The organism is Burkholderia sp. BCC1977 (assembly GCF_905339595.1).
Classification (GTDB): domain Bacteria; phylum Pseudomonadota; class Gammaproteobacteria; order Burkholderiales; family Burkholderiaceae; genus Burkholderia.
The window spans coordinates 1-22,099 of record NZ_CAJPGQ010000004.1; the positions used below are offsets into that span (position 1 = coordinate 1).

The 22,099-nt window shown below is 67.9% G+C and carries 16 protein-coding genes and 1 pseudogene; 10 read left to right on the top strand and 7 right to left on the bottom strand.

Going from position 1 to position 22,099, the window contains the following annotated elements; all coding sequences use genetic code 11:
* Positions 1 to 296: 296 nt before the first annotated feature.
* Both U5771_RS04940 and U5771_RS04945 read left to right on the top strand, forming a co-directional pair.
* Positions 297 to 1,190 (top strand): LysR substrate-binding domain-containing protein, encoded by an 894-nt coding sequence (locus U5771_RS04940; RefSeq protein ID WP_322022940.1) that lies wholly within the window; start codon positions 297 to 299, stop codon positions 1,188 to 1,190.
* A gap of 258 nt (positions 1,191 to 1,448) precedes the next feature.
* On the top strand, positions 1,449 to 3,698 hold the full coding sequence (locus U5771_RS04945; RefSeq protein ID WP_322022941.1) for a putative bifunctional diguanylate cyclase/phosphodiesterase: 2,250 nt from the start codon (positions 1,449 to 1,451) through the stop codon (positions 3,696 to 3,698).
* A gap of 4 nt (positions 3,699 to 3,702) precedes the next feature.
* Here the strand turns inward: U5771_RS04945 and U5771_RS04950 are convergent, their stop codons facing one another.
* The 3 genes from U5771_RS04950 to U5771_RS04960 all read right to left on the bottom strand — a co-directional run bounded on the left by U5771_RS04950 (position 3,703) and on the right by U5771_RS04960 (position 6,456).
* Entirely contained in the window at positions 3,703 to 4,794 is a 1,092-nt protein-coding gene (locus U5771_RS04950; protein WP_322022942.1) for a diguanylate cyclase, read from the bottom strand.
* A gap of 54 nt (positions 4,795 to 4,848) precedes the next feature.
* Positions 4,849 to 5,853: a chemotaxis response regulator protein-glutamate methylesterase gene (locus U5771_RS04955; protein ID WP_322022943.1), complete on the bottom strand. Its 1,005-nt coding sequence runs from the start codon at positions 5,851 to 5,853 to the stop codon at positions 4,849 to 4,851.
* A gap of 378 nt (positions 5,854 to 6,231) precedes the next feature.
* Complete coding sequence (locus U5771_RS04960) at positions 6,232 to 6,456, bottom strand: hypothetical protein (protein ID WP_057923809.1); 225 nt, start codon at positions 6,454 to 6,456, stop codon at positions 6,232 to 6,234.
* A gap of 347 nt (positions 6,457 to 6,803) precedes the next feature.
* Here U5771_RS04960 and U5771_RS04965 point away from each other — a divergent pair, with 347 nt between their 5' ends.
* From U5771_RS04965 to U5771_RS04980, 4 genes are all read left to right on the top strand, one after another.
* On the top strand, positions 6,804 to 7,493 hold the full coding sequence (locus U5771_RS04965) for a DUF969 domain-containing protein (protein WP_322022944.1): 690 nt from the start codon (positions 6,804 to 6,806) through the stop codon (positions 7,491 to 7,493).
* Entirely contained in the window at positions 7,490 to 8,440 is a 951-nt protein-coding gene (locus tag U5771_RS04970; protein ID WP_322022945.1) for a DUF979 domain-containing protein, read from the top strand. Before U5771_RS04965 ends, U5771_RS04970 begins: the two co-directional genes overlap by 4 nt.
* 17 nt (positions 8,441 to 8,457) lie before the next feature.
* Positions 8,458 to 9,480, top strand: coding sequence for a DUF2891 domain-containing protein (locus U5771_RS04975; RefSeq protein WP_322022946.1), 1,023 nt, complete (start codon positions 8,458 to 8,460; stop codon positions 9,478 to 9,480).
* Between the two features lie 116 nt (positions 9,481 to 9,596).
* A complete protein-coding gene (locus U5771_RS04980) occupies positions 9,597 to 9,920 on the top strand; it encodes a hypothetical protein (RefSeq protein ID WP_322022947.1) in 324 nt (107 codons plus the stop codon).
* A gap of 65 nt (positions 9,921 to 9,985) precedes the next feature.
* Here U5771_RS04980 and U5771_RS04985 read toward each other — a convergent pair whose 3' ends face one another.
* On the bottom strand, positions 9,986 to 12,229 hold the full coding sequence (locus U5771_RS04985; protein WP_322022948.1) for a TonB-dependent receptor: 2,244 nt from the start codon (positions 12,227 to 12,229) through the stop codon (positions 9,986 to 9,988).
* A 324-nt stretch (positions 12,230 to 12,553) separates the two neighbouring features.
* Between U5771_RS04985 and U5771_RS04990 the strand changes: the two genes are divergently transcribed.
* Positions 12,554 to 13,618 (top strand): asparaginase, encoded by a 1,065-nt coding sequence (locus U5771_RS04990; protein WP_322022949.1) that lies wholly within the window; start codon positions 12,554 to 12,556, stop codon positions 13,616 to 13,618.
* 81 nt (positions 13,619 to 13,699) lie between these two features.
* Here U5771_RS04990 and U5771_RS04995 read toward each other — a convergent pair whose 3' ends face one another.
* A complete protein-coding gene (locus tag U5771_RS04995) occupies positions 13,700 to 14,674 on the bottom strand; it encodes a LysR family transcriptional regulator (RefSeq protein WP_322022950.1) in 975 nt (324 codons plus the stop codon).
* Positions 14,675 to 14,828: 154 nt separating this feature from the next.
* Here U5771_RS04995 and U5771_RS05000 point away from each other — a divergent pair, with 154 nt between their 5' ends.
* Both U5771_RS05000 and U5771_RS05005 read left to right on the top strand, forming a co-directional pair.
* Complete coding sequence (locus tag U5771_RS05000; protein ID WP_322022951.1) at positions 14,829 to 16,235, top strand: aspartate ammonia-lyase; 1,407 nt, start codon at positions 14,829 to 14,831, stop codon at positions 16,233 to 16,235.
* A 103-nt stretch (positions 16,236 to 16,338) separates the two neighbouring features.
* A complete protein-coding gene (locus U5771_RS05005) occupies positions 16,339 to 17,826 on the top strand; it encodes an amino acid permease (protein WP_322022952.1) in 1,488 nt (495 codons plus the stop codon).
* A 33-nt stretch (positions 17,827 to 17,859) separates the two neighbouring features.
* Here U5771_RS05005 and U5771_RS05010 read toward each other — a convergent pair whose 3' ends face one another.
* Together U5771_RS05010 and U5771_RS05015 are read right to left on the bottom strand one after the other, a co-directional pair.
* The gene (locus U5771_RS05010; protein ID WP_322022953.1) at positions 17,860 to 18,549 is read right to left on the bottom strand and encodes a phospholipase; all 690 of its coding nucleotides are present in this window, start codon (positions 18,547 to 18,549) and stop codon (positions 17,860 to 17,862) included.
* A 452-nt stretch (positions 18,550 to 19,001) separates the two neighbouring features.
* Positions 19,002 to 19,217 (bottom strand): annotated as a pseudogene (locus tag U5771_RS05015) (aldehyde dehydrogenase family protein); the annotation flags it as partial.
* A gap of 503 nt (positions 19,218 to 19,720) precedes the next feature.
* Between U5771_RS05015 and U5771_RS05020 the strand changes: the two are divergent.
* The gene (locus U5771_RS05020; RefSeq protein ID WP_322022954.1) at positions 19,721 to 22,099 is read left to right on the top strand and encodes an MCP four helix bundle domain-containing protein; all 2,379 of its coding nucleotides are present in this window, start codon (positions 19,721 to 19,723) and stop codon (positions 22,097 to 22,099) included.

Consider the following 22,099-nt stretch of genomic DNA (forward strand, 5'->3'; position numbering starts at 1 on the left):
GCCTCCAGAGACAGAGCAGGAAGTGAGAGGAATCCCGAGGGTCCAGGGTGGGGCGGCCGCGGCGTCGGGATCGTCGTCGCGGCAGGGCGCCCGTGCTGTCGCACCCGTCCGCTGCGGTGGCGCGGCGGGCGAATGCGTCAGGCTGGGTCGATCGATTCGGCGCGCGAGGCACCCGTCCGGGAAAATCGCCGGTCGCGTTCGCGAAATCGATCTGTATCGAAGAAAGATGCTATTCGCGCAACAACCGGGTTTCCAGTCCCTTAGAATGCCGTCAGTGTTCTATGGGTGGAACAATCATGGATGACCTGAACGACCTCTACTATTTCGTGAAGGTGGTCGAGCACGGCGGATTCACGCAGGCGGGGCGGGCGCTGGATGTTCCGAAATCGACGCTGAGCCGGCGCATCGCCGCGCTGGAAGCGCAATACGACGTGCGGCTGCTGCAGCGGACGACGCGTCATTTCACGGTCACGGAAACCGGCCGCGAATTCTACGAGCGCTGCCTCGCGGTGCTGGTCGAAGCCGACGCGGCGCGCGAGGTGATCGAGCGCCGGCACGCGGAGCCGCGCGGGATCGTCCGCGTGAGCTGCCCGACCGCGCTGCTCGAATATCGCGTGAGCGACCTCATCGCGCGCTTCATGGCGATTCATCCGGAGGTGCACGTGCATCTCGAAGCGACGAACCGTCGGGTCGACCTGCTGAGCGAAGGCTTCGACCTTGCGCTGCGCGTGCGTTTTCCGCCGCTCGAGGACAGCGATCTCGTGATGCGGATTCTCGGCGACAGCCCGCAGCGGCTGGTGGCCGCGCCGCAGTGGCTGGACGGACGCACGATGCCGACCGCCCCCGCCGAGCTGGCCGGCGAGCCGAGCCTCGACTGGGGGCCGGCGCGGCATCATGTGTGGCAGCTGGTCGGGCCGAACGGCGAGCAGGCGCAGTTGCGCCATCACCCGCGCTACATCTCCGACGACATGCACGCGTTGCGCGACGCGGCGATCCATGGCGTCGGCATCGTGCAACTGCCGTGCATGGTCGTCGAGGACGATCTGCGCGACGGGAGGCTGGTCGACGTGCTGCCCGGATGGGCGCCGAAGGGCGGCGTGATGCACGCGGTGTTTCCATCGCGGCGCGGGCTTTTGCCGCGTGTGCGGCTGCTGATCGACTTCCTTGCCGAGCACATCCGCCGGGACTGACGGCGGCCGGGCGGGGCGGTGCGCTGCAACCGTCTGACGAATCGGAGCGGCAGGCCGCCGGCCGAGACCGCGCGTAAACCCTCGATGCGCGCGGGTACGCCAGCGGGTGCGGATTGGTGTTAAATGTATTTGGCGCGCCGTGGCAGGCGCGCAATGGGGACGCACCGGGGGGCTGTCAACCCGGGGCGGTACACGGCACGAAGAATCGCTTACGAATCGGGCGCATCAGACCCGGTCGAACTGACGGCAGGATTCGTCTTGAATACCGAACCGCAAAGTTCTCGCTACAGCCTTGGCCTCGCGGCGGAAGTGCTCGCATCCGAGCAAAGCGTGCTGAGGCTGATCACGCGCAACACACCGCTGCCGGAACTGCTCGTCGAGGTCTGCCGGCGCGCCGAGGCGCTGCTCGGCGACGGCGCATCGTGCACGATCCTGCTGCTCGACGCGGACGGCGTGCACGTGCACGTCGGCGCCGCGCCGTCGCTGCCCGCGCAGTACAGCGCGGCGATCGACGGCGCATCGATCGGGCCCGTCGCGGGCTCGTGCGGCACGGCGATGTACGAGCGCCGGATGATCGCCGTCGAAGACATCGAAACCGATCCGCTGTGGGCCGACTATCGTTCGTTCGCGTTGCCGCTCGGTCTGCGCGCGTGCTGGTCGGTGCCGTTCGTGGACGACGCGGGCACCGTGCTCGGCGCGTTCGCCGTCTATCACCGCACGCCGCGGCGGCCCACCGACGCGGAAACCGACCTGCTGCGCGATATCGGCAACAGCGTCGGCCTCGCGGTGCACCAGGACTGGATCTCGCGGCAGCTTGCACGCAGCGAGGAACATCACCGCCAGGTCGTCAACAGCCTGAACGAAGGGATTCTCGTCGTGTCGCGCGACGGCGTGGTGGTCGCGAGCAATCCGAGCGCGAACCGGATGATGCGCGTGAAGGGCGAACTCGTCGGCCGCCGGCTGTCGACGGTGGTCCTGTACAAGCTGCGCGAGGACGGCACGCCGATCGCGCCCGACGACTGGCCGAGCCGGCTCGCGTTCACCACGGCGATGCCGCAGCTCGACTACTCGGTCGGCTTCGGGCTTGCCGACGGCGACATCATCTGGGTGCGCGGCAATGCGGTGCCGATCGTGAAGCCGGGCGAGCTGCAACCCGAATCGGTGCTCGTGTCGTTTCACGACATCGGCCCCGTGCGCGAAGCGCAGCAGCAACTGCGCTACCTGGCGACGCGCGACGCGCTGACGGGCCTCTACAACCGGCGCTGGCTCTCGGACCGGATGCGCGAGCTGTTCGGCGCGCGCGAGGCGGCGGCCGGGCCCGCGCGCGTCGCGATCCTGTTCATCGATCTCGTCGGCTTCAAGAAGGTCAACGACACGGCCGGCCATGACGCCGGCGACGCGCTGCTGCGCAGCGTCGCGACGCGCCTCGCGGCCTGCGCGGGCGGGCGTCACGCGCTCACGCGCGTCGGCGGCGACGAGTTCGTGATCCTCGTCGACCACTGCGACGATCCCGACGCGCTGGCGGTGCTCGCGCGCGAGGTGATCGACACCATCGCGAAGCCGTTCGAGATCGCGAACAACGAATATTGGCTCGGCGTGTCGATCGGGATCAGCGCCGCGCCGCGCGACGGCGACGATGCGGCCACGCTGATGCGCAACGCCGACTCCGCGATGTACGACGCGAAGCAGCGCGGCCGCAACCACTTCACGTTCTTCACCGCGCAGCTGAACCTGCGCCTGCAGCGCCGCTTCGCGATCGAGCAGTCGCTGCGGCGCGCGCTCTCGTCGGACATGCTGCGGCTCGCGTACCAGCCGGTCGTCGACGCGCGCAGCGGCCGCATCGTCGGCGCCGAAGCGCTGCTGCGCTGGACGAGCCCCGAGCTCGGGCCGATGTCGCCGGCGGAATTCATTCCGGTCGCGGAAGATACCGGGCTCATCGTCGCGATCGGCCAGTGGGTGCTCGAAACGGCCTGCCGGCAGGCCGCCGAATGGCGCCGCACGATCGCGCCCGACCTGATGCTTGCGGTCAACCTGTCGCCGCGGCAGTTCCACGAAGGGCTCGTCGAGTCGGTCTACCACTGCCTCGCGCAGACACAGCTCGATCCGGGCGCGCTCGAACTGGAGATTACCGAAGGACTGCTGATGAACGACACGGACACCGTGCTGCCGATGCTCGAAGCGCTCACGGACATGAACGTGCGGATCTCGGTCGACGATTTCGGTACCGGCTACTCGTCGCTCGCGTACCTGAAGCGTTTTCCGCTGCACAACCTGAAGGTCGACCGTTCGTTCGTGTCGGGCGTGCCCGATCATCGCGACTCGGTGGCGATCACGCAGGCCGTGGTCGCGATGGCGCATTCGCTCGGGATGAAGGTCACCGCGGAAGGCGTCGAGACCCAGGCACAGTCGTGGTTCCTGCAGCAGATCGGCTGCGACATGCAGCAGGGTTACCTGTTCGGCCGGCCGCTCGATCCGACCGACTACGCGCGCCGGCTCGTCACCGTCTAGGCGTTCACGCGAAGCCGCCGCCGGCCGGCGGAACCGGGGGTGCCGGCGGCGCATCGATCTCGACGCGATTCTTGCCGTCATGCTTCGCGCGATACAGCGCGCGATCGGCCGCCTCGATCAGCGACGTCGTCGGCAGGCCGGGGGCCGGCACGATGCTCGCGCCGCCGATGCTGATCGTCACGTAGCGGCCCGTCGACGAGTGCGCGTGCTCGAGCCGCAGCGACTCGATCGCGAGGCGGATCTTCTCGCCGAGCAGCCGTGCGGCACCCGGCGACGTGGCCGGCATCACGACCGCGAACTCCTCGCCGCCGAAACGTGCGGCGAGATCGCCGGACTGCCCGAGACAGCGCTCGATGGTCGCCGCGACCTGCTTGAGCACGCTGTCGCCCGATACGTGGCCGTACGTGTCGTTGTACAGCTTGAAGTTGTCGACGTCGATCATCAGCAGCGACAGCTCGCTGCGCTCGCGCGTGCCGCGCCGCCATTCGGCGGCCAGGTATTCGTCGAGATAGCGGCGGTTCGACAGCCCGGTCAGGCCGTCCGAATGCGTGAGGCGCCGCAGTTCGAGATTGGCCTCGAGCAGTTGCTGCTGCGATTGACGCAGCGCGCGATAGGCCTCGTCGCGCTGCAGCAGGTTCATGTACGAGCGCGAGTGATAGCGGATCCGCGCGACCAGCTCGATGCGGTCGGGCAGTTTCACGAGGTAGTCGTTCGCGCCGGCCGCGAACGCGGCGCTCTTGATCACCGGCTCCTCCTGCGTCGACAGCACGATGATCGGCACGTCGCGCGTCGCCGGATTCGCACGGTACGCCTTCACGAGGCTCAGCCCGTCGGTGCCGGGCATCACGAGATCCTGCAGGATCACGGTCGGCCGCGTCTCGATCGCGGTCGCCAGCGCGTCGTCCGAGCGCGGGCAGTAGTGGAAGTCGATGCCGTCCTCGTCGACGAGCGCGCGCCGGATGGCTTCCGCGACGATCGTCTGGTCGTCGACGAGCAGGACCATCGCGGGGGCGTCGGCGTGCGGCGTGGGCGGCACGCGCGCGGCGTCGAACGCCGCATGCAGGCCGCCGGGCGGGCGGGTGAGGTCGCTAGTCATGATTGATGCAGGGTCGCGCCATGGCAGCGATGGGTGTGACAGGGTTTCATTGGGTCAGATCCGCGCGAGTGCCACCAGCTCGCCCGCGATGCGCTCGAGCGGCAGGATCGCACGGGCCGCGCCGAGCGTCGCGGCCGCCTTCGGCATGCCGTAGACGGCACTGGTCGCCTCGTCCTGCGCGATCGTGTGATAGCCCTTCATCCGCAGGGCCTTCAGGCCGATCGCGCCGTCGCGTCCCATGCCGGTCAGCAGCACGCCGATCACGCGGCCCGGCCAGTGCTCGGTCAGGCTGTTGAAGAACACGTCGACCGACGGCCGGTACGGCGTGGCGGCCGGTTCGCGCGTGTATTCGAGCGTGCCGGTGCGCGTGATGCGCAGGTGATCGTCGGTCGCCGCGAGCAGCGCGACGCCAGGCTGCGGGCGGTCGCCCTCACACGCGACGCGCACGGTCAGCGGCGTCTGGCCGTCGAGCCATTGCGCCATCCCTTCGGCGAACGTGCGATCGACGTGCTGGACGATCACGATCGGCGCGCTGAAGTCGGCCGGCAGGCTGCCGAGGATCGACGCGAGCGCGCCGGGGCCGCCGGCGGACGCGCCGATCGCGATCAGCGGGCCGCCGGCCGCGCGCGGGGCCGTGCCGGCCGCGCGGACACCGCCGGGCACGTCGAGCAGGCGGCCGATCTGGTCGATTTTCGCGAGCAGCAACCGCGCGGAGTCGCCGGCCGCGTCTTCGCCGAGGCGCGGCGTATCGACCGCGTCGAGCGCGCCGGCACCCATCGCCTCGAACACGCGCCATGCGTTCGCGCCGATGCAGCTCGTCACGATCAGGATCGCGCACGGGCGAACGGAACGCATGATCCGCCGCGTCGCCTCGATCCCGTCGAACTTCGGCATGATCAGGTCCATCAGCACGACGTCGGGCGGTTGCGCGGCGCACAGTTCGACGGCTTGCGCGCCGTCGGTCGCGACCCACAGCACGCGATGCTCGGGCCGGCGCGCGAGCGCGCGGCGCATCGCCTCGACGGCAAGCGGGAGGTCGTTGACGATGCCGATGTTCACAAGCGGGATACTCCGGTCGGTTCGTAGTGTTGGATATGGGCCGGGTTCATGAAAGGCAGTGCCGGTTCGGCGCCGCCGAACGGCATCGGCGGGCGGACGGCACGGAATTCTTTTCGATTGGCGACGCCCGCATGCTGTCATGCGGCGCGAGCGGCGGCAATCGAAAAAATTGCGCATTGCGTCGTTTCCGACCTTTTCCTCTATGGCCGGGCGGCATTTTTTGCCGCCCGGGAAGCCGGACCGCCATGCGCGGGAGGATGCGGCGGTGCGGAAATCCGTTGCCGGCGCGTTCGTTTCGGCGGGAAACGGGCGCACGCGCAGGCATCGGCGAGCCGGCCGCGCAGGCCGGCGCACCGCGCCCGGTGCGCGTTCAGTCGATCAATGGCTGCGCGCGTACCCCTGGATCAGCGCGCGCATCATGCCTTCGACGGTTGCGTCGAGCAGGTCGGTTTCCTGCTCCGATTCCTCGACGAGCGCGGCATAGGCGGTCGCGAGCGTCACGCGGTCGACTTCCTGGCGTTGTTCCATCAACGTCACCATCCCGTCCTTCGCCAGATGAGCGGAGAACGCGCGGCTGCCGATGGTCTGGAATACGTCAATCATGGCGGCTCTCCCGAACGTTGCCGATGCCTTCCAGTTTAGTCGGCGCACCGGCGCTCCGCCATGCGCGGCGGGCGCGCGGGCCGCCCGCGGATCGCCCGCCGGAAGCGTGCGCACCACGCGCGCGCCGCCGTTGCCGACCGCTGCCGGCCGTTCGGACGAAACACGGCTGAAACACCGCGGAAACACGGCCGGCGCACCGTAGCACCGGTTTCAACGTTTACCCGAAGCGCCAAATTGTCGACTTTTTATCGATAAAGTCTCGTGTTAGATTTTGCGGCCTGAACCCGGTCGAAACCGGGCGGGCGGCGCGTCTTCACGGCGCCGCGCATCCAACACAAGGAGGGGCAATGCTGGTGCTGATTGGGGTGCCGATCGTCGTGATCGGTTTCGCGCTGCGCTTCAACGCGCTGCTGGTGGTGACGATAGCGGGCCTCGCGACGGGGCTGGCGGGCGGGATGAATCTCGTCGACATCGTCAGCGCATTCGGCAAGGCGTTCACCGACAACCGCTACATGGGGCTGATCTGGCTGACGCTGCCGGTGATCGCGCTGCTCGAGCGCAACGGCCTCAAGGAACAGGCGAAGCGGATGATCTCGCGCGTGCACGCGGCGACCACCGGCCGCGTGCTGATGCTGTATTTCGTGCTGCGCCAGGTGACGGCCGCGCTCGGCCTCACGTCGCTCGGCGGACACGCGCAGATGGTGCGGCCGCTGATCGCGCCGATGGCCGAGGCCGCGGCCGTCGGCCGGCACGGCGACCTGCCGGAAGCGGTGCGCCAGCAGATCCGCGCGCACGCGTCGGCCGCCGACAACGTCGCCGTGTTCTTCGGCGAGGACATCTTCATCGCGATCCAGTCGATCCTGCTGATCAAGGGCTTTCTCGAACAGAACGGCATCGCGATCGAGCCGCTGCACCTGTCGGTCTGGGCGATCCCGACCGCGGTCGCCGCGCTGCTGATCCACTGCACGCGGCTCGCGCTGCTCGACCGGCGGCTGTCGCGCGGCTTCGGGATGTTGGGGCAGGAGGGCGCGCGATGATCGGCCTCGAACCGCTGTACACGCTCGCCGGGCTGATGTTCGCCGCGTTCGCGTGCTTCAACCTGACGGACCGCACGAACCCGCGCCGCGTCGTCAATTTCGCGTTCTGGGCGATCTACGCGCTCACGTTCCTGTTCGGCGCGCTGCTGCCGCACTTCGTGACGGGCTGCCTGGCCATCGCGCTCGCGCTGATCGCGGGCTCGGGCAAGCTGGGGCGCGGCAAGTCGGACGAAGCAGGCGTTGCGGCGGCCGCGCGGCGCGACGCGAAGGCGCTGCGCTTCGGCAACCGGCTGTTCCTGCCGGCGCTGCTGATTCCCGTCGTCACGCTGATCGGCACGTTCGCGCTGAAGCTCGTGCCGTTCGTCGATCCGAAGAGCGTGACGCTGATCTCGCTCGTGCTCGGCACGCTCGTCGCGTTCGCCGTCGCGCTCACGATGCTGCGCGATTCGCCCGTTCACGCGCTGAAGGAGGCGCGTCACACGATGGACGCGGTCGGCTGGGCCGCGATCCTGCCGCAGATGCTCGCGGCGCTCGGCGCGCTGTTCGCGGTCGCGGGCGTCGGCGGCGTGGTGTCGGGGCTCGTGAGGGAGTGGGTGCCGATCGATTCGCCGTTCGCGGTCGTCGCCGCCTATACGGTCGGCATGGCGCTGTTCACGATGATCATGGGCAACGGGTTCGCCGCGTTCCCCGTGATGACGGCCGGCATCGGCCTGCCGCTGATCGTCCATCAGTTCCACGGCAACCCGGCGATCCTCGGCGCGATCGGGATGCTGAGCGGTTTCTGCGGTACGCTGATGACGCCGATGGCCGCGAACTTCAACATCGTGCCGGCCGCGCTGCTCGAACTGAAGGACAAGAACGGCGTGATCAAGGCGCAGTGGCCGACCGCGGTGCTGCTGCTGGCCGTGAACACGCTGCTGATGTACGCGTTCGTATTCCGCTTCTGACGACTGACGAGATGCCCATGACCGACCGACTGCCCCCCGAACTCGCGTCGAAATTCGCGTCGCTCGCGCTCGCGCACCTGACCCGCGAATATCCGAACAAGCTCACGCATTCGCTCGAAGGCCCGCACGACGTGCAGGGGCCGCGCGCATTGCACCCGATCTTCTACGGCAGCTACGACTGGCATTCGTGCGTGCACGGCTACTGGCTCGTGCTGAGCGTGCTCGAACGCTATCCGGCGTTGCCGGAGGCCGAGCGGATCATCGCCGTCGTCGACGCGCATTTCACGGACGCGAACGTCGCCGGCGAACGCGCGTATCTCGCGCTGCCGCACAACAGCGGCTTCGAGCGGCCTTACGGATGGGCGTGGCTGCTGGCGCTGTCGGCGCAGCTGGAGCGGCTCGCGCTGAAGGGCGTGGTGCCGCAGGCCGCCCGCTGGGCGAAGACGCTTGCGCCGCTCGCCGACCTGTTCGTCGCGCGCTTCGAGACCTTCCTGCCGAAGGCGACCTATCCGCTGCGGGTCGGCACGCACTTCAACACCGCGTTCGCACTGGCGCTCACGCTCGACTTCGCGCGCGCGACGCAGCGCGACGGGCTCGCGGCGCTGATCGTCGACACCGCGAAACGCTGGCATCTGAACGATGTCGCGTGCCAGGCGTGGGAGCCGTCGGGCGACGAGTTCCTGTCGCCCGCGCTGATGGAGGCGGAGCTGATGCGGCGCGTGCTGCCGGCCGCCGAATTCGACGGCTGGTTCGCGCGCTTCCTGCCCGATCTCGCGCGCGGCGAGCCGGCAACGCTGTTCGTGCCGGCGACGGTCAGCGACCGCAGCGACGGCAAGATCGCGCATCTGGACGGCTTGAACCTGAGCCGCGCGTGGTGCCAGCGCTCGCTCGCCGGCGCGCTGCCGGAAGGCGATGCGCGGCGCGCGAAGCTGCTCGACGCGGCCGACCGGCATCTCGCGAGCGCGCTCGCGCACGTGGCCGGCGACTACATGGGCGAGCACTGGCTCGCGACGTTCGCGTTGCTGGCGCTGGACGCATGACGCGCGAAACCCTTGCCGGCGGCAAGGTCATGCGCGCGCGGCTATACTCGCGGCTCGGGTCGCCGCGCGCAGCACGGGTTGCGCGCAGCGGCCATCCGCCAGTTCGCCGCCTCGCCATGGACACGCTCATTGCCTACGTCGCCGCGATCCACGGGCTTGCCGGCCCGGTGTCGATCGTGTCGCACGCCACGTCGCACGACCGCTGGACCGACGACCACGTCGAGGTCACGCGCGCCGAAACCGAATACCGTTTCGACGACGGCGCGATCGTGCGCCGCTCCGTCGAGCAGGACCGCGCGCCGTCCGACCTGCTGTGCGCCGAATGCTGGATCGACTACGACGTGGTCCGCCATCCCGATGCGCAGCCGATCAGCCCGTCGCGGCTGACGTTCGACAACGCGTGCCGGGAGACCTTCTGGCTGCGTTACCACCTGGCGTGAACGTGACCCGCGCGCGAAGGCGCGGGCCTGCATCGGCGACGCCGCCGCCGACCGCCGCCTGACTGTTACTGATAAAAGTTGAGCGTGACCATCGCCGAACGGCCCGGCGCCCATGTCGCGTAGATCGGATACGCGCTCGCGTAATACTTCTTGTCGAACAGGTTCTGCACGTTCAGCTGAACGTCCATCGTCTTGTTCACGCGCCACGTCGCGGCCGCGTCGAAACGCGCGTAGCCGGGCGTCCACTTCCTGGTCGTCGCCGACACCGATGCATAGGTCTGGCTCATCACCGTCGCGCCCGCGCCGAGCGTGAGCTTCGGCAGCACGTCGTAGCTCGTCCACAGCGTGAAGTTGTGCTTCGGCACCATCACCATCGGCAGGCCCGAGGCGCCCGGGCTGCCGGGGCCCGCGTCGGTCGTGATCGCGTTCAGGTACGAGTAGCCGCCGAACACGTGCCACTTCCGCGTCAGGTTGCCCGCGAAGCCGAGCTCGACACCGCGCACGCGCTGCTTGCCCGCGTTGACGGTGTGACCGAGCCCGTCGCTGACGCGCGCATTGGTCTTTTCGGTCTGGAACAGCGCCGAGGTCAGCGACAGCTGATCCTGCAGCACGTCCCATTTCGCGCCGATCTCGATGTTGCGCGAGCGCTCGGGCGCGAGATCCTGGTTCGTCGCGGTGATCTGGTCGGTGCCGCCGCCGAGGCCCGCGTTCGAGCCCGGCGGGTTCGACGACGTGCCGTACGACGCGTACAGGCTCACGTTCGTCACCGGCTTGAAGACGAGGCCGAACTGGTAGCTGAACAGGTTCGACGTGTTCGACCGGTCGGCGACGCCGGCCTGCTTGCCGGTCGTGTCGTAGCGGTCGAAGCGCAGCCCGGTGTTGAACTGCCAGCGCTCGGACAGCCGGACCGTGTCGAAAATGTACGCGGACACGGTATCGGTGCGCGTGTTCGTCGTCGGGCCGGGGAAGCTCTTGTCGCCGTTCAGCACGATGTTGCCGGTCCACGGCATGTTCGGGTTCCAGCCGCCGGCGAGCGGCGTGCAGTTGCCGGCCACCGAGCACGGGCCGCCCGAGCGGATGTTGTTGCCGGCGGAATCGGACACGAGATAGCCCTCGTAGCGCGATTGCTCGTGGCTGAACTCGACGCCGGCCGTCATCGTGTGCTTCATCCCGAACAGGCTCGCGCTGCCGGTCACTTCGGTCTGGTTCGAGAAGCCGTTGAGCGCGTACTTGCCGCTCTTCGCCTGCAGCCCGAGCATGGCCGGGTTCGACGCGAGGATCTGCGGATTGGTCGCGACGTAGTCGAGCGTCGAGCGCCCGAACATCGTCGTGTTCTTCAGCTTCCAGTCGTCGTTGAGCTTGTGCTCGACGCGGATTTCGCCGGTGTCGGTTTGCCCGTAGCGATAGTCGCGCGTGTTGAGCCCGAAGAACTGCCCGCGATCGGTCGGCACCGGCGTGCCGCCGGACGCGCGGAACGGCACGCTGAAGTCCGGCATGTCGTACGCGTTCATGTGGTAGTAGCTGACCGTGACCGTGGTCGGCGTGTTCAGCCCGAACACGATCGACGGCGCGACGCCCCAGCGCTTGTTGTACACGTCGTTGCGTCCGGCCTGGTTCGCGTCGTGACCCATCACGTTCAGCCGCACGGCCGTCGTGTCGTTGATCTTGCGGTTCGCGTCGACCGTCGCGCGCTTGTAGCCGTCGGTGCCGAAGCCGATGCTGCTGTTGATGAAGTCGTCGTTTTGCGGCGTCTTCGTGACGATGTCGATGCTGCCGCCCACCGAGCCGCGGCCCGCGTACACGGAGTCCGGGCCCTTGATCACGCTGATCTGCTCGACCGCGAACGTCTCGCGGTTCTGCAGCCCCGAGTCGCGCATGCCGTCGACGAAGATCGAGTTGCGCGATTCGAAGCCGCGGATCACCGGACGATCGGCTGACGGGTTCGCGGCCGCGTCGCCGCCGAGGAACGTGATGCCCGGCACCGAGCGCAGCGCATCCGCGAACGACGTGACGTTCTTTTCCTTGAGCAATTGCTCGGGGATCACCGTGACCGAGCGCGGCGTGTCGAGCAGCGGCGCGGTGAACTTGTACGACGGCGAGCGCTTCACCTGCATGTCCGACAGCGCGGACGACTGGACCGCGATCGTCGGCAGCGTCGCCGACGGTTCGGCGGCGGCCGGTTGGCCGGCAGCAGGAGCGGGTGCGGAAGCAGGAGCGGTTTCGGCGGCGGCGAGCAGCGGCGTCAGGAAAACGGAGCAGGTCAGCGCCGACACGAGGGCACGGGGCCTCGTCTTGAACTGGGCGGGCATGGCGAAAGGCAGCGGAAGTATCGGTGATCGGATGCGTCGCCGCGAGGTCGGCGGGGCGGACCCGTGACCTCGGAAGACGTCAATGTAAATGCGTATGATTCGCGTTAGCGGTCGCAATTCTACGAATTATTACCAAATCTGTAAACGATCGAATGGCTTTTGTATTGAGCCCGGTCAGGCTTTCGTGCCCGGCGCGACGGCTTTGCATCCGGCGCAATACCGCTTTCCACCGGCCGGCCGGCGCGACCGGGCGGCGAGTCGATACACTGCCGTACCGGTTGCACGGGCCCCGGCAATCAGGCCCCGACGAAGGAGACAGGACAGATGGACACCCAACGCGCAGCGGTCGTCACGTACCGCGGCAAGGCGATCGAGAACACGCACGTCGCCGACGTGGCGGTGGTGGATGCCGGCGGCAAGCTGCTGTTCCGGCTCGGCGATCCGTTCCGGACGACGCTCGCGCGCTCGGCGGCGAAGCCGGCCCAGGCGCTGTCCGTGATCGAGACGGGCGCGCCCGAGCGGTTCGGTTTCGACGACGCGGACATCGCGCTGATGTGCGCGTCGCACAGCAGCGAGGAGCGGCACATCGCGCGCACGCGGGCGATGCTGGCGAAGGTCGACGCGCAGGAGTCGGATCTGCGGTGCGGCGGCCATGCGCCGCTGTCGGACGCGGTGTACCGGTCGTGGATCAAGCGCGACTACACGCCGACCGGCGTGTGCAGCAACTGTTCGGGCAAGCATGTCGGGATGCTGGCCGGCGCGCGGGCGATCGGCGCCGCGATGGCCGACTACCATCTGCCGGAGCACCCGATGCAGGTGCGCGTGAAGCAGGTGGTCGCCGACGCGTGCGGGCTGCGCGACGACGAAGTCGGCTGGGCGATCGACGGCTGCAACCTGCCGACGCCGTCGTTCTCGCTCGATCGCCTCGCGCGTCTTTACGCCTCGCTGGCCGACGGCGCGGATACGGTGGAAGCCGGCGGCGCCGCGACGACCGATCGCGTGCGCGCACTGGCGCGCATTCATCATGCGATGACGGCCCATCCGGAGCTGGTCGCCGGAGAAGGGCGCTACTGCACGGTGCTGATGGACGCGTTCGAAGGGCAGGTCGTCGGCAAGCTCGGCGCGGATGCGTGCTACGGGATCGGCGTACGCGCATCGGCGCGCACGCGGGCGCTCGGTGCCGACGGTGCGCTCGGCCTCTCGGTGAAGATCGGGGACGGCAACATCGACGTGCTGTACATGATGGTCAGCGAACTGCTCGAACGTCTGCAGATCGGCACGGACGCGCAGCGCGCGCGGCTCGCCGCGTTCCACCGGCCGCCGATGCTGAACACGCAGGGCGTCGAGATCGGGCACGCGACGTTCCCGTTCGAATTGCAGCCGGCCTGAAGCGGGCCGTCGCGCCGATGCCGCGTGCCGGAGGTGCGTGCGGCATCGACGCCGGCGTACCGACCTGCGCGGCCGCGGTCGCTACGCGCCCGCGCCGCGAATCTTCGTCAGCTCGACTTCCGACAACTCGCCGATGTGCGCGAGATGCTCCGCGAGGAAGTCCTTCAGCACGCGCAGCTTCGCCGAGCTGCGCCGGTTCGCCAGATACGCGATGTAGATGTAGTCGCCCGTGAGCTTGTTCTGCAGCCGATAGCGCGGCAGCACGGCTTCGAGCCGGCCGCTCGCGAGCAGGTCGCGCACCAGCCAGATCTCGAATTCGGCGATGCCGAGCCCCGCGCAGGTCGCGTCGAGCAGCAGTTCCGAATGATCGGTGACGAGGTTGCCGGCCGGCAGCACGCTGTGCCGTGCGTCGCCGCGCACGAGTTCCCAGCGCGGATCGCCTTCGGGGTGCACGTAGCGCAGGCAGTTGTGATGCCGCAGGTCGTCCGGCGTCGCGGGGCGCCCGCAGCGGTCGAGATAGCCGGGCGTCGCGCACAGGATGCTGTCGTTGCGCGACAGCCGGTGGACGACCAGGTTGTCCAGGTAGTTCTCGCCTTCGTGAATGTCGAGGTCGAAGCCGCCGGCGACGAGGTCGTTGTGGTTGTCGGTGAGCCGCACGTCGAGCTGGATCGTCGGGTAGCGCGCGAGAAACGGTGCGATCAGCGGCGCGAGATGACGACGGCCGAACGCGACCGGCGCGGTGAGCTTCAGCGGGCCGCTCGGCTGTGAATTGAGCTCGGCGACGACGCGCAGCGTGTCGTCGAGATCGGCGATCAGCGTGACCGCGCGTTCCAGGTAGATGTGGCCGGCCTCGGTCAGCGTCACGCTGTGCGTCGAGCGATGCAGCAGCGCGACGCCGAGCGCGTCCTCGATCGCCGTGATCTTGCGTGCGACGGTCGACGTCGACACGTGCAGCTCCTTCGCGACCGCGGAAAAACTCCCCATTTCGACGACCCGCACGAACGCGCGCATCGCGCCGAGGTGATCGATGCCGGTGTCTCTCGCCGCTGTTTTCATTCGTTTCTCGCTGTTGCGTCTCACGCAAAACCGCTTTCGATAATACAGAAGCGAGCTTCTTTATGCAAAGGCATAGAATGCGATCCCGTCGTACCGGGAAGCGCTGAACACGCCGGTTTCCCGCGGCGGCACGAGACATTTCAGGAGGGGCACCATGACGGAAAACGGCTTCCGCGTCGAAGCGGATCTTTTAGGGAAACGAAGCATTCCGGATTCGGCGTACTACGGCGTCCATACGCTGCGCGCGAAGGAGAATTTCGACATTTCGGGGCGCACGATCGCGTCGCTGCCGTACCTCGTCATGGCGCTCGCGGCCGTGAAGGAAGCCGCGGCCGATGCGAACTGCGAGCTCGGGCTGCTGCCGGGCGCGTATCGCGACGCGATCGCCGCCGCCTGCGTCGAGATTCGCGAAGGCCGGCTGCACGACCAGTTCGTGGTCGACATCATCCAGGGCGGGGCCGGCACGTCGACCAACATGAACGCGAACGAGGTGATCTGCAACCGCGCGCTCGAATTCATGGGGCATGCGCGCGGGCAGTACGAATACCTGCATCCGAACGAGCACGTCAATCTCGCGCAGAGCACCAACGACGTCTATCCGACCGCGATCCGGATCGCGACCTGCTTCGCGGTCGAGCATCTGCTCGAGGCGATGGCGCGCCTGCGCGACGCGTTCGCGGAGAAGGCCGATGCGTTCTCGGGCCTCCTGAAGCTCGGCCGCACGCAACTGCAGGACGCCGTGCCGATGACGCTCGGCCAGGAGTTCTCGACCTACGCGGTGATGGTGACGGAAGACATCGCGCGCCTGCAGGAAGCCGGCTTGCTGATGCGCGAGATCAATCTCGGCGCGACCGCGATCGGCACCGGCATCACCGCGCATCCGCAGTACGCGGAGAAGGCGCTGGCCGCGCTGCGCCGCATCACCGGGCTCGACCTGAGCACCGCGCCGAACCTGATCGAGGCGACGCAGGACTGCGGCGCGTTCGTGCAGATCTCCGGCGTGCTGAAGCGGATCGCGGTCAAGCTGTCGAAGATCTGCAACGACCTGCGGCTGCTGTCGAGCGGCCCGCGCGCCGGGTTCGGCGAGATCAACCTGCCGCCGGTGCAGGCCGGCTCGTCGATCATGCCGGGCAAGGTCAACCCGGTGATTCCGGAAGTCGTGAACCAGGTGGCGTTCGAAGTGTTCGGCAACGACCTGACGGTGACCTTCGCCGCCGAGGCCGGCCAGCTTCAGCTCAACGCGTTCGAGCCGGTGATCGCGAGCGCGCTGTTCCGCAGCTTCAGCCACCTGACGGCCGCCTTCACGACGCTCGCGGACCGCTGCGTCAGCGGGATCACCGCGAACCCCGAGCGGTTGCGCGAAACGATGGAGCGCTCGGTCGCGCTCGCGACCGCGCTGAACCCGTACATCGGCTACAAGCGCGCGACCGCCGTGGCCGCCGAGGCGCACGCGAGCGGCAAGTCGATCCGCGAAGTCGTGCTCGAGCGCCAGCTGATGACCGACGCGCAACTGGACGAAGCGCTGCAGCCCGAAGCGCTGATCCGTCCGCGCGCGTACTGATTCCGGCCGCGCCGCGCCGGCGCATGCCGCCGGCGGCCCGTGCGCGGCCGTTCCCGCAGCGCCCCGTCGACGGGCGCGACACATCAAGAAACGGAGACACACCATGAAGCACGCCAGCGAGCGCACTGCCGACACGGCCGGCGGCGCCGATCCCCGTCATGCCGATCGCGATGCGATGTTCGCGTCGCACGAAGCCGGCTACGCGAAGCAGTTGAAGCCGCGACACGTGCAGATGATCGCGATGGGCGGTGCGATCGGCACCGGCCTCTTTCTCGGCGCGGGCGGCCGCCTGCAGAGTGCGGGGCCCGCGCTCGCGGTCGCGTATCTCGTGTGCGGCGTATTCGCGTTTCTGATCATGCGTGCGCTCGGCGAGCTCGTGATGCACCGGCCGACCAGCGGCGCGTTCGTGTCGTACGCGCGGGAGTTCATGGGCGAGCGCGCGTCGTTCGTCGCGGGCTGGATGTACTACCTGAACTGGGCGACCACCGGCATCGTCGACATCACCGCGGTGGCGATCTACATGAAGTACTGGGCCGTGTTCACCGACGTGCCGCAGTGGGTGTTCGCGCTCGGCGCGCTGGGGATCGTGTCGATGATGAACATGATCGGCGTGAAGGTGTTCGGCGAGATGGAGTTCTGGTTCTCGATCGTCAAGGTGGGGACGCTCGCGTTGTTCCTCGCGGTCGGCGCCGTGTTTCTCGCGAGCGGCCATCCAGTCGCCGGGCAGATGCCGGGGCTGCACCTGGTCGCGGATCACGGCGGGATCTTCCCGCACGGGATCCTGCCGGCGGTGCTGATCGTGCAGGGCGTCGTGTTCGCGTATGCAAGCATCGAGCTCGTCGGCGTCGCGGCAGGCGAGACCGCCGATGCGCGCAAGGTGCTGCCGAAGGCGATCAACAGCGTGATGTGGCGTATCGCGCTGTTCTACGTGGGCTCGGTGGTGCTGCTGACGATGCTGCTGCCGTGGACCGCATACAGCGCGCACGAAAGCCCGTTCGTCACGTTCTTCGGCAAGCTGGGCGTGCCGTACGTCGGCACGGTGATGAACGTCGTGGTGCTGACCGCCGCGCTGTCGAGCCTGAACTCCGGCCTCTATTCGACCGGGCGCGTGCTGCGTTCGCTCGCGATGGGCGGCTCGGCGCCGCGCTTCGTGTCGCGGATGAACGCGCGCGGCGTGCCCTACGGCGGGATTCTCGTCACGGTCGCGGTCAATGCGATCGGCGTGCCGCTGAACTACCTCGTGCCGGCGCAGGCGTTCGAGATCGTGCTGAACATGGCGTCGCTCGGGATCATCACGACCTGGGGCTTCATCGTCATGTGCCAGATCCTGTTCCGCCGCGCGGTCGATCGCGGCGAGCTGAGCCCCGTGTCGTTCCGGATGCCCGGCGCGCCGTTCACGTCATGGCTCACGCTCGGGTTCCTGGTCAGCGTGCTGGTGCTGATGGCGTTCGATTACCCGGGCGGCACGTGGACCGTCGGGATGATTCCGGTGGTCGTGCTCGCGCTGGTGGTCGGCTGGAAGCTGGCAAAGCGCGGCGCCGCGCGGGAGGCTGGCGCGCCGATCGTTGCCGATCCGGCGAGCAACGTCTGACGACAGGCCCGGGCGGGCGACCGCCCGGTGCGCTCAGTTCAATCCGGCGCGTGCGCCGACCCAGCGGCTGAAGTCGCCGGCCATCTCCGCCGTGAGTTCGTGGCCGGCATCGTAGAGCCGCGTGTCGTGCGCGACGCCGAGCGCGGTCAGCTTCGCGTCGGCCGTGTTCGCCCACGCGACCGGCAGCTTGTCGTCGAAGCGGCCGTGCATCACCAGCGCGTGCAGCGCGCTCAATGCATCGCGCGGCGCGATCAGCGGATCGATTTCCGGCAGGATGCGCCCGCACAGCACCGCGAATGCGGCGACATCGGCCGGCGACGTGAGCGCGACGCTCGCGCTCATGATGCCGCCCTGGCTGAAGCCGGCGATCACGGCGGGCAAGGCTGTGGGTTCGCTCCCGGTGTCCCGGGCGCGCAACGCGCGCAGCAGCGCGATCAGCTGCACGCGGCTCGCATCCGCGCGAGCCGCATCGATTTCCGGGCCGTTCGGGCCGAAGCGCACCGGAAACCACGCGTGCTGGCCGGGGCCGAACGTCAGCGGGCCGCGCACGAACGCGATTTCGATGCGCGGGTCGATCGTGCCGGCCAGGTTCAGCAGGTTGGTTTCGTTGCCGCCGACGCCGTGCAGCAGCAACAGGCGGCCCGCGGCGCGGCCTGCGGCCGGGCGCAGCCGGTACTGGAGGCCGGATTCGGGGTCGGTGGTCAGCGGCAGGACGTCGGTCATTTCAAGGGTCCGGTGAGGGGCATGATCAGACAGTCTAGAACGCGCGAACGGGGAGGGGAATCGCCGGATGGTGATTGATTGTTTCCTGTTTGGAATGAATTGACTGGATTGAACGATGTTCGTCAGAATCGGGTGTGACTACGGAGACGGTAGCGGATCTGATGATTTCGACGAAAAAGCGTGAAGCCAACGAAGCCGAAGCGGCACGGCTTCCCGACGCTACCGGGTTCCGGGCCGGCAATTCCCGTGAATCCGGGCGGAGCGCAGTGAGCACGAACAAGCCGGGTCCGGAGAGTTGGGCGTGGTTGTTGCCTTTGATCGGACCGGTAGATCCGGACTTTGAGCAGGTACTCACCATGCGGCCCGTTAATTCAGACGGGAGCGGATGCGTCTGACCTTGCAGCAACGAGACGTCAGGATACGGATGCATTGGTGCTCCCGGAGCCCGGACATCACCGCAACCGAATCACCGTCGACTTCAACTCCGTGTACGTCTCCAGCGCGTGCAGCGAGTTGTCGCGCCCGTTGCCCGATTCCTTGAAGCCGCCGAACGGGAAGTTCATGTCGCCGGTTTCTTCTTAGCCGTTGACCCACACCGTACCGGCCCGCAGCCGGCGCGCGGTTTCGTGCGCGGTCGTCGGGTTGGCTGTCCACACCGACGCCGCGATCTCGCGAGCGGCGGGACGCACAGGGCGACGGTGCGCTGGCGCGGACCGGGGCGCGGCCGTCGGCCGGGTGGTCGGGCGGCGCGCTCGATCCGTGAGCGGCGAGGATGCGGGCCGGTGACACGGCCCGCTTGTCGAATCCGCCGTCGTGCGTAAAAGGCTGCATAAAAATCTGCGCGAGCGATTCGATTCGCAGATAATGCGCAAACGTTTTACCGGTATTTGACCGGATTGAATTACCGGATCGAGAGTAAAAGAATGAATATCCGGATTCGATCGATTGAAGCCGTCCGACAAGCCCGTCGGGACGAGCGGGCCGGAGGTTAACGGCCAATTCGGCAAAAACTTTAGGTGTTTCTCGCCGAAATTAATCATTGCGATTTTCTCAATGACCGATTGATTTTCGGTCATCGGACAGTCATACACCATCCCCGATAATTCGCCGCTCATATTCTTTCAATAGGCCAAGGGCGATCGAAGCCGGATCGCCGCGGGGAGCTGTACTCATGACCATCCGTCATCGCATTACGCTGCTAGTCGTCCTGACGTTTTTCGCGCTGTCCGCGATCGGCGTGTACGCCGTGTACCAGACGCGCAAGAGCGCGTCCGAGGTGCGTCAGGTTACCCAGGGAATCGTGCCGAGCGCACTGGCATCGGCGGATCTCGTCGCCGATGTGAAGAACATCCAGATCGCGACGATGACGCTGGTGTACGCGCCCGACGCGAACACCGCCGCGCAGGCGCGCGACGAGTTGAAGACGAAACAGGCCGCATTGCGCGCGGCGCTCGACGCGCAGGCCAAATCGGCGGTCGGACAGGCGCAGGAAGGCCTCGTCGAGCAGGCGAAGGACAGCGCCGCGAACTACTTCGCCGCGATCGACGACACCGTGAAGATGAAGGCCGACGGCAAGCCCGAGATGGCGCAGGCGTACCTGTTCGCGAACGTCGCGCAGTATCGCGACGAACTCGAGAGCATCGTCGACACGCTGCGCGTCGAGAAGAACCGCCAGAAGGACGACGCCATTCGCGCGCTGAACGGCATGCTCGCGACGACGGCCACCGCGATCGCGGGGGTGGCGGGCACGGTCGTCGTGCTGCTGACCGCGCTCGGCTTCGTGCTGTATCGCCAGATCACGCGTCCGCTGAGCCGGATGCAGACGATGATGAGCGAGATCGCGACGAGCCAGGACTTCACGCGCCGCGTGCCGGTGGGCCGGATGGACGAGATCGGCCATTCGATCGTCGCGTTCAACGGGATGATCGAGAAGATCCAGGAGAACGCCGCGCAGCTGAAGCAGAAGACGGCCGACATCCAGGCGATGCTGCAGAACATGCAGCAGGGGATCCTGACCGTCGTCGAAGGCGGCGTCGTGCATGCGGAGTATTCGGCTTACCTCGAGACCATCTTCGAGACCGGCGACATCGCCGGGCGCGACCTGATGGCGCTCGTGTTCGACGCTTCGAGCATCGGTTCCGACGCGCGCTCGCAGGTCGAGGCAGCCGTGCATGCGTGCCTCGGCGAGGACAGCATGAACTTCGCGTTCAACGAGCACCTGCTCGTCAACGAAGTCGCGAAGCGGATGCCGGACGGCCGCGAGAAATGGCTCGACCTGAGCTGGTCGGCGATCACCGACGAGACCGACACGGTCGTGCGGCTGATGCTGTGCGTGCGCGACGTGACCGAGATCCGCGAGCTGACCGCGCAGGCCGGCGAGCAGCAGCGCCGCCTCGAGATGATCGGCGAGATCCTGTCGATCAGCCAGGACAAGTTCCACGACTTCGTGCACAGCGCGAAGGGCTTCATCAGCGAGAACGAGCGGATGATCCGCCAGCACGAACGCGCGGATCACTCGATCGTCGCTGCGCTGTTCCGCAACATGCACACGATCAAGGGCAATGCGCGCACGTACAGCCTGCAGCACCTGACCAACATCGTGCACGAAGCGGAGCAGGCGTACGAATCGCTGCGCCGCGCGGACGGCGGCCCCGAGTGGAACCGCGATGCGCTGATGGACGACCTGGTCCGCGTGCGCGAGGCGGTCGACCACTACGCGACGATCAACGCGGTCACGCTCGGCCGCCATGGCGAAGCCGCGCAGCACGGTGGCGCCGACTACCTGATGGTCGAGCGCGCGCATATCAGCGAGAGCCTGCGCATGCTCGACGGCGCGGATCCGGCGAATGCGGGCGACTGGCACGCGGCGCGCGATTCGGTGCGCCGCCTGCTGAGCCAGTTCGGCACGCAGGGCATCGGCGATGCGCTGGGCGGCGTGATCGAATCGCTGCCGTCGCTCGCGGCCGAACTCGGCAAGCCGGCGCCCGTCGTGCATATCGACAGCAACGGCCATCGCGTGCGCAGCGAGATCGGCGCGACGCTGAAGAACGTGTTCATGCACCTGCTGCGCAACGCGATCGATCACGGGATCGAAACATCCGACGAGCGTCGCGCGGCCGGCAAGGCGGCGGCCGGCAAGATCGACATCGCGGTCGACGTCGACGTCGAGGACGAGGCACTGCGCTTCGTGCTGGGCGACGACGGCCGCGGCCTCGCGCTCGACCGGATTCGCGGGATCGCGCGCGAGCGCGGCTGGCTCGACGCCGGCAACGAAGCCGCGCTGACCGACGAAGCGGTGGCCGAACTGATCTTCCGCCCGGGCTTCTCGACCGCCCGCGCGGTGACGGAAGTATCGGGGCGCGGCGTCGGGATGGACGCGGTGCGCAACTTCCTGAAACGCGACGGCGGCGACATCGCGCTGCGCTTCACCGACGATCGCGTCGGCGCGTCGTATCGTGCGTTCGAGACGATCGTGTCGCTGCCGGCGCGTTTCGCGGCGGACGGTGCCGCGCACGCCGCCGGCATCGCGAACGTCGACGCGGCGGAGTGA

Excerpts from the sequence above, each read along its gene's own strand:
- U5771_RS04940 (WP_322022940.1), top strand. The coding sequence starts at position 297 with ATGGATGACCTGAACGACCTCTACTATTTCGTGAAGGTGGTCGAGCAC.
- U5771_RS04950 (WP_322022942.1), bottom strand. The coding sequence starts at position 4,794 with ATGACTAGCGACCTCACCCGCCCGCCCGGCGGCCTGCATGCGGCGTTC.
- U5771_RS04960 (WP_057923809.1), bottom strand. The coding sequence starts at position 6,456 with ATGATTGACGTATTCCAGACCATCGGCAGCCGCGCGTTCTCCGCTCAT.
- U5771_RS04965 (WP_322022944.1), top strand. The coding sequence starts at position 6,804 with ATGCTGGTGCTGATTGGGGTGCCGATCGTCGTGATCGGTTTCGCGCTG.
- U5771_RS04970 (WP_322022945.1), top strand. The coding sequence starts at position 7,490 with ATGATCGGCCTCGAACCGCTGTACACGCTCGCCGGGCTGATGTTCGCC.
- U5771_RS04975 (WP_322022946.1), top strand. The coding sequence starts at position 8,458 with ATGACCGACCGACTGCCCCCCGAACTCGCGTCGAAATTCGCGTCGCTC.
- U5771_RS04980 (WP_322022947.1), top strand. The coding sequence starts at position 9,597 with ATGGACACGCTCATTGCCTACGTCGCCGCGATCCACGGGCTTGCCGGC.
- U5771_RS04985 (WP_322022948.1), bottom strand. The coding sequence starts at position 12,229 with ATGCCCGCCCAGTTCAAGACGAGGCCCCGTGCCCTCGTGTCGGCGCTG.
- U5771_RS04990 (WP_322022949.1), top strand. The coding sequence starts at position 12,554 with ATGGACACCCAACGCGCAGCGGTCGTCACGTACCGCGGCAAGGCGATC.
- U5771_RS04995 (WP_322022950.1), bottom strand. The coding sequence starts at position 14,674 with ATGAAAACAGCGGCGAGAGACACCGGCATCGATCACCTCGGCGCGATG.
- U5771_RS05000 (WP_322022951.1), top strand. The coding sequence starts at position 14,829 with ATGACGGAAAACGGCTTCCGCGTCGAAGCGGATCTTTTAGGGAAACGA.
- U5771_RS05005 (WP_322022952.1), top strand. The coding sequence starts at position 16,339 with ATGAAGCACGCCAGCGAGCGCACTGCCGACACGGCCGGCGGCGCCGAT.
- U5771_RS05010 (WP_322022953.1), bottom strand. The coding sequence starts at position 18,549 with ATGACCGACGTCCTGCCGCTGACCACCGACCCCGAATCCGGCCTCCAG.
- U5771_RS05020 (WP_322022954.1), top strand. The coding sequence starts at position 19,721 with ATGACCATCCGTCATCGCATTACGCTGCTAGTCGTCCTGACGTTTTTC.